Origin of the sequence: Vibrio sp. Vb1026 (assembly GCF_033338745.1) — a bacterium.
Taxonomy (GTDB): Bacteria; Pseudomonadota; Gammaproteobacteria; order Enterobacterales; family Vibrionaceae; genus Vibrio; species Vibrio alginolyticus.
This window is the reverse complement of the sequence record NZ_JAWOTH010000077.1, coordinates 1-1,485: the sequence shown is the minus strand read 5'-3', so window position 1 is coordinate 1,485 and position 1,485 is coordinate 1. Positions and strand designations below refer to the sequence as shown.

Genomic DNA, 1,485 nt, shown 5'->3' with positions numbered 1-1,485 from the left:
CCATGTCTACCGTCGAGCAGACACAACCTTTAATTAGTCATTTGTTGGAGCTTCGCAACCGACTACTGCGTTCAATTTTGGCAGTGTTGGTGGTGTTTGTCGGGCTAATTTATTTCTCTAACCACATTTATGAGTTTATCTCCGCACCTTTGGTTGAACGTTTACCAGAAGGCGCGACGATGATCGCAACCGATGTGGCATCACCATGTTTCACACCTCTAAAACTGACGCTTATCGCTTCAGTATTTGTTGCGGTGCCGTTTATTTTGTATCAGGTTTGGGCCTTTGTTGCGCCAGGTCTGTACAAGCACGAACGTCGTTTGATCATGCCATTGCTGTTTTCTAGCTCGTTGCTGTTTTACTGTGGCGTGGCCTTTGCGTATTACGTGGTATTTCCACTGGTATTTGGCTTCTTTACTGCGATTTCTCTCGGTGGGGTTGAGTTTGCGACCGATATTTCGAGCTACCTAGATTTTGTGCTGGCGCTGTTTATGGCGTTTGGTATTGCGTTCGAAGTGCCCGTGGCGATTATCCTACTTTGTTGGACTGGGGCGACCACGCCGCAAGACCTAAAAGAGAAGCGTCCATACATTATTGTGGCTGCGTTCGTTGTCGGCATGCTGCTGACGCCGCCAGACATGATTTCGCAGACGTTACTTGCGATCCCAATGTGTTTACTGTTTGAGGTTGGTCTGTTCTTTGCTCGTTTTTACACTCGTAAAGATGAGGAAGAAGAGGAGTAATCCTTCAGTTTTTAGACAGTAAAAAGCGGCTCAAATGAGCCGCTTTTTTGTTGCGGTTGGTTTGTTATTTTGGGCTAACTACTTAACTTTCAATACGTAACCACATTTAGTACAGACATAAACTTCTTTGATGCCTAGCAGCTTTTGAAAAAAGTTGCGTGGTACGCGTTGCAAGTAAGCACCATGTGTACACATTTCAATATCCGTATTCATGTTGTTTTACACCTGTGCTAAGACGTAGGCGAATAGCAGTATAAGAAAAGAATGTGTCGAGTTGTGGACAGTCACAAGAAGCGTACTGATGGAATACGCATGATGCGAAGTGGGTAGGGTTACAAGTTAATAGTTATGTCTATCAACACTACAGTATTGCTGGTTGAGTCGTTTCAGGTTTGGCCTGTTCACCCAACCGTTTAGGCAATAAAAAGCGACCTAGTGTGGCCGCTTGTTGCGTTTGTTGTCTTGCTTAAATCTTGAATAAGTTTTTTGCATTTTCCGTGGTGATAGCATCTATGGTTGCGACCTCTTCGCCACGCAAGTCTGCCACGCGCTGCGCGACGAGCGATGTGTAAGCTGGCTCATTGCGTTTACCGCGATGCGGCACTGGCGCCAAATATGGGCAGTCTGTTTCTAAGATGACCCATTGCATGTCTAAGTGTGGAATGCCTTGGTCCATGCCGCCGTTTTTAAATGTCGATACACCGCCTAAACCAAGGTGGAAGCCCAACTCGTTAATTGCTCG

3 protein-coding genes are annotated in these 1,485 nt (G+C 45.9%); 1 reads left to right on the top strand and 2 read right to left on the bottom strand.

Annotated elements, in window-relative coordinates:
* Nucleotides 1-2: 2 nt before the first annotated feature.
* On the top strand, nt 3-743 hold the full coding sequence (tatC, locus tag R7E47_RS24290) for a twin-arginine translocase subunit TatC (protein ID WP_318085234.1): 741 nt from the start codon (nt 3-5) through the stop codon (nt 741-743).
* 78 nt (nt 744-821) lie between these two features.
* Here tatC and R7E47_RS24285 read toward each other — a convergent pair whose 3' ends face one another.
* Both R7E47_RS24285 and R7E47_RS24280 read right to left on the bottom strand, forming a co-directional pair.
* Nucleotides 822-956, bottom strand: coding sequence for a hypothetical protein (locus R7E47_RS24285; protein WP_005478679.1), 135 nt, complete (start codon nt 954-956; stop codon nt 822-824).
* A 253-nt stretch (nt 957-1,209) separates the two neighbouring features.
* A partial coding sequence (locus tag R7E47_RS24280; protein WP_318085232.1) for a TatD family hydrolase occupies nt 1,210-1,485 on the bottom strand: 276 nt, incomplete at its 5' end.

Excerpts from the sequence above, each read along its gene's own strand:
- tatC (WP_318085234.1), top strand. The coding sequence starts at position 3 with ATGTCTACCGTCGAGCAGACACAACCTTTAATTAGTCATTTGTTGGAG.
- R7E47_RS24285 (WP_005478679.1), bottom strand. The coding sequence starts at position 956 with ATGAATACGGATATTGAAATGTGTACACATGGTGCTTACTTGCAACGC.